Source organism: Stieleria magnilauensis, assembly GCA_007753675.1.
Lineage (GTDB): Bacteria > Planctomycetota > Planctomycetia > Pirellulales > Pirellulaceae > Stieleria > Stieleria magnilauensis.
On record CP036432.1, the window covers coordinates 8,948,387 to 8,960,513 of the forward strand.

A 12,127-nucleotide genomic window follows, 5' to 3' on the forward strand; every position below is an offset into this window, starting at 1 on the left:
CAACGAAACTGCCCTGGCAAGTGAAAATGTGACGGTTGTATTGAATATCAAGCGGTCGATCTGCCGATAAGCCCCTGTGATGGATGCCCTGTCGTGAACTGTGCGCATGGAGGCGCACTGCAATGGTCATATTTTCGCTCAAGCTATTCAACAACGTCCGAAAAGCGATTGCGGGACGACGTTTCCCGCACCAATTGGCCGGCGGTGTTGCGTTGGGCGTGCTGCTCGGAATCATCCCCCACGGCAACTTGATGGCCCTGATCGTGTTGGCCACGCTGCTGTGCTTCAAGGTCAATCACGCCCTGATGGGAGTGGTCGCGATCGCCGTTTCCTTCGTGGCAACCCGGCTGGATCCGTACTCACATCAAGTGGGCGAATACCTACTGACGCACCCCTCGGGCAGCCAGTGGGCGGCCCAGGCCTGGTCGTTGCCGGTGGTGCCATGGACCGACCTGAACAACACCGTGGTGCTGGGCAGCTTTGTGATCGGATCGCTTTCGGTGTTGCCCCTGTTCGCCATTTGCTTGCCGCTGTTTCAATTGGCCGCCCCTAAAACAAACAGCCAGACGGACATTGAAACAGCCGGTGAAACGGAAGCATCCGACACCGTGACACAGACATCGCCGGCGACAGAGCCGGCGACAGGCCATGACCGCCAAGACGGCGAACACGAGCTGCGGTCACCCCGCCGATCGGCTGGCGAGGTTTCCGAAGACGTCAGAGCCCCCGAGGCGGTTTCCGTGCTGATCGATCAGCAGGATGCAGTGCCGCCGCCACGCTTCGCGCTCCGCAAACGCGACTTGACCGAACCGAGCGCAGCCGACCCGACGACGATTCCGATTGACAATGTCCTTGCCAACGAGCCGATCTTTATTCCGATCGACGCGTCCGAGGACCGCGACGACAACTCCGCGGCCGATCACGCCGTGACGAGAACCGAAACCGACTTGTCGGACGCGCTGCCCACCAACGAACAAATGGTTTCCGTCGAAACTCGGATCGACGTGATTCGGATGAAGGATTTTCGCGACGACGAAGCGACGCCCGGTGCGTCCGACCGCGATGTCGCAAACCGTGAAACCGAGCAACCGATGGACGAAGCACTCAACTACCTGCTTCGTCAATTGCGTCACTCCCAGGAAAGGAAAGCAGCAGGATGATTCGCTGGCGATTTGTTGTAACACGACTGTTGATCGTTTCGGCTGTGCTCGTGCTGTTGGGTCTGGGTCTGGGCCCGGTCGCCCGGTACGTGACGGTCCTTGGGCTACAGAGCGCCACGGGCGCGAAAGTGGAGATCGGAACGACGCAAGTCAAACTGTTTCCGCCCACGATTCGCTATGAAGATTTCCGTGTCGCGGACCCCCGCGACGCCAAGGAGATGCGTGACGCATTCCGCGCCGACGCGATCGAATTGGCGCTCGATGGAAACGCGATCTTGCATCGACGTTGGGTCGCCCGCGAAGGCAGCATCACCGGTCTGCAAATCGGCGCCAAACGCGACACGAGCGGACACCTCAGCGGCGACGAAGATTTCGAAGCCCCCAGCTTGTCCGACAAGCCAGGCGTCCTCTCCAATCTGCTCGGCAGCATCACCGATCGGCTCGGCGACCAAGCCGAACAAGCCGCCAAGGACTTGGAAACCGTTCGCCGCAGTGAAGCGATCAAGGCGCGGTGGGAACGGGAATACGAGTCGCTCGCCAAACGAGCCGGCGCGTTGGAACAAAAGGTTCGTGATTTCAAGTCCAACGCGGGCGAAATCGAAAACCCGCTTCGCGACTGGGACAAGATCGGCAGAACGGTCGGACTCGCTGACGAAACACGCGCCGAACTGAAGTCGATCTTGGCGGCACTCGATGCCGTCCCGGCCCAATTCCAAGCCGATGTCGCGTCCTTGCAGCAAGCCAAACAAATCGACCTGGACCGAATCGATCAATACGTCCCGGGCAACCTCAACGAGTCCCAAAACTTTGGCATCGATCTGATCAGCGAAGCGGTCCAGAACCAAATCGCCACGATCCGTGACTACTGGGAAGGCGGACGCACGCTGGCCAACTACACCATCGTCGCCCCGGAAACCGAACGCGGACGCGGCGTCGATATCGACCTGCTCGGCCGCACGCGGCAACCAACTATTCTGGTGCGCCGCTGCAAGGTCCAAGGTCTGATGCGCGCCGACGGCAACGCGTACTCGCTGACCGGCACGGTCGAGAACCTGACTCCCGACCCACAGCTGCTCGCCGAACCGCTGCGGGCACAACTCCAACTCGATGGCCCCCAAGTGGTCAACGTCGATTACATTCGCGACCGACGCAATGACTCGGACATCGATCGCTTGACCTTGCACTGGCCCCAATCCCAGGCTCCCGAAACTCGGCTCGGCGACGATAGCCGCGCGATGGTGAAGGTCAGCGGCGGGAAACGAGAAATCTGGGTGCAAATGCGGAGCGAAGGCGAACAGATCCAAGGTCGCTTCGTCAGCAAACAGACCGGCGTTCGGCTGGATCTGGATGTCGATTCAAAATACGAATCGCTCTCGGCAACTCAAGCCTTGCGTGAAAGCTTGGCCGCGGTCGACGCGGTCACCATCGACGCCGGATTCGAAGGCCGTTGGGACCACTTGTCGATGAACATGGAAACCAACCTTGGCGACATCCTTCGCGACGCCGCGCAGACCGCCATCACACAGCAAGTCGCTGCTTCGAAACAACAGATGAAACAAAAGGTGCAACAGACCTTTGATCAGGAACAAGCCAAACTGGCCACCTGGTTCAATCAACAACAAGTGGCCGCCCAATCGCTGACCGCGAAAGCCGACGGGCTGCTGGAAGACCTCGGCAAAAAACTGCTCGATGGCGTGGACTCCTCCGAAGTCACCATCGGCCGGATGAACGAGTTCCTCAACGGTCGGTTCCGATGAAATGGAATCCGATCCCCGCATCCGCAAGTCACTGCACCAAATCAACAACGACCTTTCGATCGCCTCGATGAGGCTCGAATTGATCACCATCAAACTGCAACGGGAACCCGAAAGCCCGCTGCGCGAGGAGCTGCTGCAGTCCTGCGCCGACGCCCTGGACGCGGTCAAGCGGGCCGGCCGGACCGCCAATCAAACACTCCACCAGAATCCCTGAACCGTGATTCCGGAACCCGAATCAACCCGACAAACTCCGCCGCATCTGCGTCTCGTCCCAGTTTTTGCTAGACTCAACGGCAAATCAGCATCGGTTGCGCTTTTGCGAACGCCAAAGGATCGATTAAAGTGTAGGCGACGAAAAATCCGTCCGAGACATGTCGCCAGCAAGGCCGTCAAACGATCTCACCGCGAAGGATGGCAGCAGAACGCAGGGCTGATTCTGGAAAACGACTCCCATGTTGACCTACACAGAACGATTTCACGACACCTCGATCCTGTGGGTCACTCTCGTTCATCACTCCAACCTATTGAACAGCCAAGATGCCGCTGATCAGCACGAATCCGGTGAAAGAACTTGTTGCACCCGATGAAGCGAGTCGTCTGTACATCGTTGACGATGAAACGGAGCTGCTCACGACCCTGGCCGAATCCCTCCGAGAGTTGGGATTCTCCCCCCAGACGTTCGATCGGCCCGAGGATTTGCTTCTCGCCACGTCGGAGCACGAGACCGGCTGCGTCATCACCGACCTGAGGATGCCCGGTATTGGCGGCGTGGAACTGCTCCGACGCCTCAATCAGCGTGACAGCTGCTTGTCGGTGATCCTGCTGACGGCGTTCGCCGACGTGCCGACCGCCGTCGACGCGATGAAACTCGGTGCCGTCAGCGTCGTCGAAAAACCGTTCGAGCTGCACGCCCTGGCGGATGAAATCAATGCGGCGATGCGGTGCAGCGTACAAGCCTACGCCAGACGCCAAGACCTCCGCTCGGCCAGAGAACGCCTGGACCAGCTCACCAACGAAGAGAAGGCCGTGCTGGACTTGGCCATCGAAGGACGCCCCAACCGCGAAATCGCCGAACAGCTGGAAATCAGCCCCCGGACCGTCGATCGCCGGCGACAATCCGCACTGCGAAAACTCGTCGCCGAGTCAGTTGCCGAATACGCCGTGCTAAAAACCCGCGCCGGCAGGGACTGATCCCCCCACGCAACGCGTCGACGAACGAGAGGGATCGGTCAACGGCCATCGACAAACGCCACTGCGACAAACCCCATCAAGAAACGGGAGTTTCCCGCCGACTGGCGGATCCCCGACGCCAGCCGACACAGAGGGGGGACGAAGGCCTTCCGCCAGGCCTGTTGCCAACCACCCTTAATGGTGGACGTCCGCAGTCGGTTTAAATTACCGAAAAAAGTCGGCGCGCGGGCTCCTGAACTTAACTCGTCATCGCTCAACGGGTTACCGTCACAGGGCTGCATGGGCGTTCTCAAAACTCCAGAATCTGCGGTTGACCACACCGGCTGGCTGCGTACTCTTAGGCTACCGATTGGGTTGAATCGACGCAGTTCAGGTGGCCGCTGGAAATCCACTCCCGGAACGTAAACCATTGCTATCTATTGGTTTGCGGAAAAAGGAGGTCTTGGTAAACCACTCCGGCACCGCGCCGTCGATTCGATCTCCTATCTTCCGCGAGTTCGCCTCGCGTGGGGTTCACGCGGTCAGCTTGCGGCCACGGGCTGACGATCGTTGATGGCACGGAGTCCTCCGCTACAGTCATCTCCGACAACCTCACGGACCGGGTACACGAAGTGCCCGGTCGCGAACGCTCGCGAAGGTAGACCTGCCATCACGGTAGACCTGCTACCTCCGCTCGGCCACACGTAGCTTGGCACTGCGAGACCTCGCGTTGTCCGCGACCTCTTCCTCACTCGGCCGCAACGGTTTCTTGGTCAACACATTCCAGCGATCGTCGTCACGGAATGCATTCTTGACGATCCGGTCTTCCAGCGAGTGAAAACTGATCACGGCAAGACGGCCGCCCGAGGACAGCCAGTCGGGCGCCTGCTGGAGCGTCCGCGTCAGGATATCCAGTTCTTCGTTGACGGCGATTCGTAACGCCTGGAACGTCCGCGTTGCAGGATGAATGTCGTGATGCTTGCCGCGCGGGACACAACGACGACAAATCTCGACCAAAGCCGCGACAGTCCTCACCGGTTCGCGACGTTTGCCGCGCGCGACAATCTCGCGTGCGATCCGCCGGCTGAACCGCTCTTCGCCGAACTGGTAGATCGCGTCGGCAATCGCCTTCTCGCTATTCCGGGCGAGCCATTCACTAGCCGGGATCCCGTTCTCCGGATCGAAACGCAAATCGAGCGGACCATCGTGCTGAAAGCTGAATCCGCGATCGCGATCGGCTAGCTGATCACTGGACAGCCCCAGGTCCAACACCATTGCATCAGCATGCTCCAGCCCGCTGGCCTGTAGCGCCTTGGCGGCCTGCTCGTAACTGCCCAAGAACACCGACAAGCGATCGACCGCAGGTTCGGATTCAACGCGGGCGAGCACCGCCGGATCGCGATCCAGCCCGATCACCAGCCCCTCGTCGCCGACCACATCCAACAACAGACGCGAATGACCGCCGGCTCCGTAGGTCCCATCGATCACGACCGTTGGCGAACACTCGCTCACCCAATGAACGATCTCCTCGGGCATCACCGAGACATGGCAGGGGCGATTGTCGTTTGGTTCAGTCACGCGTGTCAGGCCATCAGGCGAAGTTGGAAACGGGAGCGGAGTATCGTCGATCGATTTTGTTCAGCCACCCGTCACGCAGAGCGTGACCTACCTATTGACCGAGTGTAGGGCATGCTGTGCATGCCACCCGTCACGCACAGCGTGACCTACTTGTTGACCGAGCAGTGCAGGGCGGCTTCCATGTTGTCGGCGACTTCTTTCAACCGAGCCGCATCTCCGCCGCCGACTTCGGCCGCGCACCAACCCTTGAAACCGATCTCACGCAGCGCCGCTTCGACGGCCGGCCAATCGACGTCACCCTCGGTGATCTTGGTGAACTTGCCCGTCGCTCGCGAAAAACCTTTGATGTCCAGCTTCTTGATCCGCGGCCCGAGCTCCCGCACCCACTGGGCCACGTCGCCATATTTCCAGTGGTTGCCCAAGTCGAACTGCAGCCCGACCAAAGGTGAATCGAACTGGTCGATGTACTTGGCCAGCGGTTCGACCGACTGATCGCTTCCGCCTTCGTGGTCATACAAAAAATGGTTCCAAACGTTTTCGACCAGGATCGCGACGTTGTGCTTTTCGGCGGTCGGCAGTGCGGCACGAATGTTGTCGCTCGATCGCTGGTAGACCTCTTCATGCGTGCCGTCTTTGCCGTGACCGACGACCAACAGACACGAATCACCACCGACCGCGGCGGTTTCTTCGATACCGCGTTTCAGATTGTCCAGTGCCTTTGCGCGGACCTCCGGATCGGGGTCGCTGTGCCGAATGTTCCAGTGCGTGCCGCCCACGCTGCCATCGACGATCAATCCCGACGCCTTGGATGCCTTGTTGACTTCGTCGACATCGATCCCGGGGACGTTGACTTCGACGCCTTCAAACCCGGCCTCTTTGGCCACCCGAAACTTCTCTTCCAACGAGCCCTTGACTCCGATCATCCCGATCTTGAGCGTCTTGCGAAGCCAATCGTGACCGTCGCCGGATTCGGCAAACAGCGGGGTGGATCGCATCGCCACAGAAAGCCCGGCGACACCGAGCGTGCCCATGGCTTGAAGTGCAGTTCGTCGTCGCATCTCGAATATCCTCGTCGTGTATGGGGGCGTTAAGGTGTCACTCGATTCTACTCAGCTTTCTTGGCCAGGCTACGCAAATGCAGTTCGGTCAACTGATCTTGATCGACCGCTCCGGGAGCCTCGGTCATCAAGTCTGACGCCTTTTGCGTCTTGGGAAATGCGATCACTTCGCGGATGTTCTCCAAACCGGCCAGCAGCATGACCCAGCGGTCGACCCCCAAGGCGATCCCGCCGTGGGGTGGTGCACCGAACCGAAGCGCGTTGAGCAGGAACCCGAAACGATCTTCTGCGGTCGCCTCGTCGATCCCCAACAACTCAAACACTTTCGATTGTGTTTTCTGGTCGTGAATCCGAATCGTGCCGCCACCGGCTTCGCTGCCGTTGATGACCAAGTCATAGGCTTGGGCGCGACAGGCCTGCGGATCGCTATCCAGTTTCTCGAGATCGCTTTTCAGCGGCGCGGTGAAGGGGTGGTGCATCGCCACCCATCGGCCCGATTCCTCGTCGCGTTCGAACATCGGAAACTCGGTGACCCAACTGCAATGCAACTGATCGGCATCGTAGAGTTTGAGTTCCGCACCGAGCCGTTTTCGCAGTGCGTACAAGCCCTTGCAGGTGACTTCCCAACTATCGGCCAGGAACATCAACAAGTCACCGGGCTCGCCGGCCATCAAGCTCTTGATCTCGGCCAGGTGCTCGGCATCAAAGTTCTTCGCCACGGGGCTCCACAGCGAACCGTCTTCTTCGACGCGGAACCAGGCGAGCCCTTTGGCGCCGAAGTCTTTGACGAATTCGGTCAGCTCGTCGATCTGGCGACGGGAGTACTTTTCAGCGGCCCCTTCGGCGCGGATGCCGCGGACGAAATTGCCGGCGTCGGCGGTCGCCCGGAACACGCGAAACTCGGTCTTCTTGGCGACCGAGGTCACGTCGACGATTTCCATGCCGAATCGCAGGTCGGGCGCGTCGTGGCCGAACCGCCGCATCGCCTCGTCATAGGTCATTCGCGGAAGCGGCAATTTGACTTCTTTGCCGAGGACGTTCTTGGCCGTTTGAGCCACCAAGCCGTCGATCAAGCCCATGATGTCGTCGGCATCGACGAAGGACATTTCCAGGTCCAACTGGGTGAATTCGGGCTGGCGATCGGCACGCAAGTCTTCATCACGGAAACACTTTGCGACTTGGACGTAGCGATCGAATCCGGCCACCATCAAAATCTGTTTGTACAGCTGCGGGGACTGCGGCAACGCGTAAAAGCTGCCGGGATGCACGCGGCTGGGGACCAGGTAATCGCGTGCGCCCTCGGGTGTGCTGCGTCCCAGAATCGGCGTCTCGACATCAATGAAATCGTGCTCGGCAAAGTAGTCACGCATCTCTTTGATGATCGTGCTGCGCAGCACCATCGCCCGCAGCATCTCCGGCCGTCGCAGGTCCAGAAAACGGTACTTCAGCCGCAGGTCTTCACCGGGAAGATCGGCTTGGCCGGGGGTGAACGGCGGCGTCTGACAGGCGTTGAGGATTTCCAGTTCGGGGCAGCGCACTTCGATCGCCCCGGTCGCCAGCTTGTCGTTGGTTTTGCCTTCCAAGCGATCGGCCACTTTGCCGCGCACCAGAATGACACTTTCCGCCGGGACATGTCCCGCCGCATCGATCTGAGCCTGATCCGCCTCGGGCGGCCCGATCACGACTTGGGTCAATCCGTATCGGTCCCGCAGATCGATAAACACCGCGCCGCCGTGGTCGCGTTTATTCTCAACCCACCCACAAAGAGTGACTTCGGTTCCGACGTGTTCTTTGCGGAGCTCGCCGCAGTTGTGGGTGCGTAGCACGGATCTTGACTAATTCGGGGGGAAGGGAAAGGGGATCAAAACTGCCGATGGGGGCGGATTCTAAACTGTGGCGAGCGAATTGCTTAGGGGCCCCAGGGCGGCTGGTAAAAATCCAACAAAAAACGCCCCGAATCCGGCTGGAATCGGGGCGTTGAACGCGTTTTTGCAAAGACCGGCCGACCGGATCAATACTCGGCAGGACCCGTCTGGGCGATCTCCTCGGCTTCCTCCGGTGGCACCTGTTTGGGTGCCTTGAATCCGAACAACAAGATCAAATACAGGACCGCCATCGTCGCCGGGACCAAGGCCGTCACGCGAATCGCCATCCGGCTCCCGTGCAACGTCGCTTCGGCAACCGGCTCGGCATCAACCGATGCGTATTCCTTGTTCTCTTGCCACCATTTGTACTGCGCCCGCAACCCCTTGAACTCTTCTTCTTCGATGCGATCGCCGGCGATCTCGACGTCCGAGACGATCGACTCGCCATTGTCGGCAAGCATCCCCGCCTTGGCACCGTCGATCCCGGTGATCGGAGGGAACACCAAGAACTGGTTCTCGTTGGGCGCTTTGACGCGTTGGAATGTTTCCGGTGCCTGTTCCTGGATGTACTGCGATGCAAAGTAATCCTGCTTGTAGCCGATCCCCGGGCCGCCGAGCACACCGGCCGACGTCATCCCGACAAATCCCATCAGGGCCATCGCGACGGTCGCACTTTGCGGGAACCGCTCGCCAACCACACCCAACATCGTGGGCCACAAGAACGTCTTGCCCAACGCGTAAACCGTGGCGGCGAAGAACATGAACGGCACGCTGTCGCCGATGCTGATCAAATAAAGCCCAACGGCACCGGTACAGGCGCTGATCAACAGCAATCCCAACGACGAGATCTTGTGCACGATCGGCCCGGCAAAGAAACGCAGCCCGGTCATCAGCAAGGACGTGTAAATGAACAGCGCCGTCCCCAGGAAGGCACTCTTGAGAATCCCACCGGTGATCTTGTTGATCCAACTGTCGGTCCCCAATTCCACGTACCCGACACAGGCATGAGCGATCAGCAGGATCACAAAGAACGGACCGATCAACTTGGCAAACATCCCGCCATAGGAAATCGAACCCTGCTGGGCATCGGTCTGCGGAAACGGTTCCTTGACGGAGATGAAGCCGTACATCGCGACGGGGATCAAATACGTCGCCAACAGGATTTCCCAACCCACGCTGCCCTTGAGGAACACGATCAGCCCGCCGAGCACGAGTCCGGCCGGCCATCCGGCGTGCAGGATGTTCAAGTAGTGCGTCTTCTGCTCCGGATAAATCGCCGCGGTCAGCGGGTTGATGACCGCCTCGCAAATGCCGTTGCCGACCGCAAAAATGAACGCCGACCAGAACAAGATGTTGTAGACCGCGTCCTTGCCCGCCGCATTAAACACCGGCGTGGCCGAAAACAGCATGATCGCCGAGATCAAGTGACAAGCCATCGCGATGACCAACAGCGTCTTGTAGCCGACAAAATCGACCAGCAAGCCCGCGAACAAAATCACCAGACCAAACCCCAGCAACCCCCCACCGGTGATCTGGCCAAGTTCGGTCATCGTGAACCCGTACTGCTTTGACCAAACATCTAACAGCCCCGCCCGGACTGCAAATCCGATCCCTGCGGCAATCAGAGTCAGAAACCCTGCGGTGAGAAGCTTTTTCCGGTTTTCCATCGTCAGTATCTATACGGGGGGAGGAGAGAATTGGAAGGCGGTCGAGATGCTGCCACTATTGGCCAGCCAAGTCAAGCAATTACGGCGTTAAATGACCGAATGCCAAACGTAATCCCCGCGGCCCCCCGTCGCCACTAGCACCCCCGCTATACTCCACGCAGAAGTCAAAAATTGTGTGAAAAGACGCCCCACCCGTTGGTGTCTAGCCTTCAGGCGATGCCTCTCGCTGCGAAGCAGCGACCCCAGGCGGCTAAAGCCCAATACCGTTAAGTTAAGCGTCGTTTCCTCTAGGGAGGGCCCGTAGGCTCGCGCCAAACGGCTGATCATCGTTTGACATCAGCCGGTTCGCGCCAGCGTCCGGGCCTGAACCTAGTGGTTTTGGGCTAAAGCCTGCACACCCGCGAAAACGGCCCAACACCTTGACTTTCCACTCAATCTGTAACAATCCTTCCAGTTTCCCACCCCACCCCAACGCGAGTTCCCCATGCGACTGATCCTCTCTGCCGTCCTCTGCCTCGGAGCCCTGACCGCCATGTCCCAAGCTGACGAAGCCGCCAGCGGCGAACACAAACACGACCACGAATGCGCCCTCGATTTCAAGATGAAGGACATCGACGGCAAGCAAGTCGACCTGGAAGACTACGAAGGAAACGTCGTCCTGATCGTCAACACCGCCAGCCAGTGTGGCTTGACGCCTCAATATGCGGGCCTGGAAGAGCTGTACGGCAAGTACAAAGAAAAAGGCTTCGTCGTCCTCGGGTTCCCGTGCAACCAATTCGGCAGCCAAGAGCCCGGCACCGAGGCAGAAATCAAGCAGTTCTGCAACTCACGCTACAACGTGTCCTTCCCCATGTTCAGCAAGATCAATGTCAACGGCGACGACGCCACACCGCTGTACAAGTACCTGACCAGCAAGGACGTCAAACCGGCCGGGAAAGGAAACGTCAGCTGGAACTTTGAAAAATTCCTGATCGATCGCGAAGGCAACTTGATCCACCGCTTCGCCCCACGCACCAAGCCCAGCGACGCTGAGTTGGTCAAAGCGATCGAAGCCCAACTGTAAACACGGACGCGGGCCGCCGACCGTGGCGACCCTCTTGCGCACGGTTGCCACGGTCGTTATCGTTTTGGACAGAGGTCTCGCCCCCAAGTGTGGGATGAAATCAACGCGAGACGAATCACTGAACAAACCACCCTCTACTCGGAGAAAGCTCGCAATGGCTTACTCACTACCCGAACTTCCCTACGCTCTGGACGCCCTGGAACCCCACATCGACGCCAAGACGATGGAGATCCACCACGGCAAGCACCACAACGCCTACGTGACCAAGGTCAACGCGGCGATCGAAGGGACGGACCTGGAGTCCAAGTCGATCGAAGACCTGATCTCGGATCTGGCCAGTGTGCCCGCCGACAAACGCGGCGCGGTGCGTAACAACGGCGGCGGACACGCCAACCACTCGCTGTTCTGGACCGTCATGGGCCCCGGCAAAGGCGGCAGCCCCAGCGGCGACCTGGCCGCGGCGATCGACTCCACCTTCGGCAGCCTGGATGCGATGAAGGAACAGTTCAACAACGCCGCAGCCACCCGCTTCGGCAGCGGCTGGGCCTGGCTGTACGTCGAAGGCGGAACGCTCAAGGTCGGCAGCACCGCCAACCAAGACAACCCGCTGATGGGCACCGACATCGCCGGGATCAGCGGCACGCCGATCCTGGGCTTGGACGTTTGGGAGCACGCCTACTACCTGAACTATCAAAACCGCCGTCCCGACTACATCAGCGCGTTCTGGAACGTCGTCGATTGGGACGCCGTCGCCGAACGCTTCGCCGCAGCCAAGTAAGCAGCAGCCGCGTCAACGGCATCAAGTGAAG

The 12,127-nt window shown here is 59.6% G+C and carries 10 protein-coding genes; 6 read left to right on the forward strand and 4 right to left on the reverse strand.

What is annotated here, in order from left to right; all coding sequences use genetic code 11:
• Window positions 1-122 precede the first annotated feature (122 nt).
• The 4 genes from TBK1r_RS32220 (at window position 123) to TBK1r_RS32235 (ending at window position 4,108) form a co-directional block, all read left to right on the forward strand.
• Window positions 123-1,160 carry a TIGR03546 family protein gene (locus tag TBK1r_RS32220; protein ID WP_419580607.1) on the forward strand — a complete coding sequence of 346 codons (1,038 nt, stop codon included), beginning with the start codon at window positions 123-125 and terminating at the stop codon, window positions 1,158-1,160.
• Window positions 1,157-2,917 carry a TIGR03545 family protein gene (locus TBK1r_RS32225; protein ID WP_145219568.1) on the forward strand — a complete coding sequence of 587 codons (1,761 nt, stop codon included), beginning with the start codon at window positions 1,157-1,159 and terminating at the stop codon, window positions 2,915-2,917. Before TBK1r_RS32220 ends, TBK1r_RS32225 begins: the two co-directional genes overlap by 4 nt.
• Window position 2,918: 1 nt before the next feature.
• A complete protein-coding gene (locus TBK1r_RS32230; RefSeq protein ID WP_145219570.1) occupies window positions 2,919-3,131 on the forward strand; it encodes a hypothetical protein in 213 nt (70 codons plus the stop codon).
• Window positions 3,132-3,454: 323 nt separating this feature from the next.
• Window positions 3,455-4,108: a response regulator transcription factor gene (locus tag TBK1r_RS32235; RefSeq protein ID WP_145219572.1), complete on the forward strand. Its 654-nt coding sequence runs from the start codon at window positions 3,455-3,457 to the stop codon at window positions 4,106-4,108.
• A 663-nt stretch (window positions 4,109-4,771) separates the two neighbouring features.
• On the opposite strand, the gene rsmH is transcribed toward TBK1r_RS32235, so the two are convergent.
• From rsmH to TBK1r_RS32255, 4 genes are all read right to left on the reverse strand, one after another.
• Window positions 4,772-5,674, reverse strand: coding sequence for a 16S rRNA (cytosine(1402)-N(4))-methyltransferase RsmH (gene rsmH / locus TBK1r_RS32240; protein ID WP_419581607.1), 903 nt, complete (start codon window positions 5,672-5,674; stop codon window positions 4,772-4,774).
• Window positions 5,675-5,811: 137 nt separating this feature from the next.
• Window positions 5,812-6,723, reverse strand: coding sequence for a sugar phosphate isomerase/epimerase family protein (locus TBK1r_RS32245; protein WP_145219574.1), 912 nt, complete (start codon window positions 6,721-6,723; stop codon window positions 5,812-5,814).
• A 47-nt stretch (window positions 6,724-6,770) separates the two neighbouring features.
• Window positions 6,771-8,549 (reverse strand): aspartate--tRNA ligase, encoded by a 1,779-nt coding sequence (aspS, locus tag TBK1r_RS32250; protein WP_145219576.1) that lies wholly within the window; start codon window positions 8,547-8,549, stop codon window positions 6,771-6,773.
• A gap of 185 nt (window positions 8,550-8,734) precedes the next feature.
• Window positions 8,735-10,255 carry an MFS transporter gene (locus TBK1r_RS32255; RefSeq protein ID WP_145219579.1) on the reverse strand — a complete coding sequence of 507 codons (1,521 nt, stop codon included), beginning with the start codon at window positions 10,253-10,255 and terminating at the stop codon, window positions 8,735-8,737.
• Window positions 10,256-10,739: 484 nt separating this feature from the next.
• Here TBK1r_RS32255 and TBK1r_RS32260 point away from each other — a divergent pair, with 484 nt between their 5' ends.
• A complete protein-coding gene (locus tag TBK1r_RS32260) occupies window positions 10,740-11,318 on the forward strand; it encodes a glutathione peroxidase (protein ID WP_145219581.1) in 579 nt (192 codons plus the stop codon).
• A 154-nt stretch (window positions 11,319-11,472) separates the two neighbouring features.
• Window positions 11,473-12,096, forward strand: a complete 624-nt coding sequence (locus TBK1r_RS32265) for a superoxide dismutase (protein ID WP_145219583.1) — start codon at window positions 11,473-11,475, stop codon at window positions 12,094-12,096.
• The last annotated feature ends 31 nt before the right edge of the window (window positions 12,097-12,127 follow it).